Source organism: Rugamonas rivuli (assembly GCF_009380165.1).
Lineage (GTDB): Bacteria > Pseudomonadota > Gammaproteobacteria > Burkholderiales > Burkholderiaceae_D > Rugamonas > Rugamonas rivuli.
The window spans coordinates 1-255 of sequence record NZ_WHUF01000033.1 but is presented as its reverse complement, the minus strand read 5'-3'; the positions used below and the strand labels follow the sequence as shown (position 1 = coordinate 255).

1 rRNA gene is annotated in these 255 nt (G+C 53.7%); it reads right to left on the bottom strand.

The annotated features are described in order from the left end of the window. Positions 1 to 36: 36 nt before the first annotated feature. A 16S ribosomal RNA gene (locus GEV01_RS30630) occupies positions 37 to 255 on the bottom strand; the annotation flags it as partial.

Sequence of the window (255 nt, the reverse complement as noted above, 5' to 3'; positions counted from 1 at the left end):
GCTTGATGAGTAGTCCGAAGACCAGTGCTACTCTAGAAAGGAGGTGATCCAGCCGCACCTTCCGATACGGCTACCTTGTTACGACTTCACCCCAGTCACGAATCCTACCGTGGTAAGCGCCCTCCTTACGGTTAAGCTACCTACTTCTGGTAAAACCCGCTCCCATGGTGTGACGGGCGGTGTGTACAAGACCCGGGAACGTATTCACCGCGACATGCTGATCCGCGATTACTAGCGATTCCAACTTCATGCAGT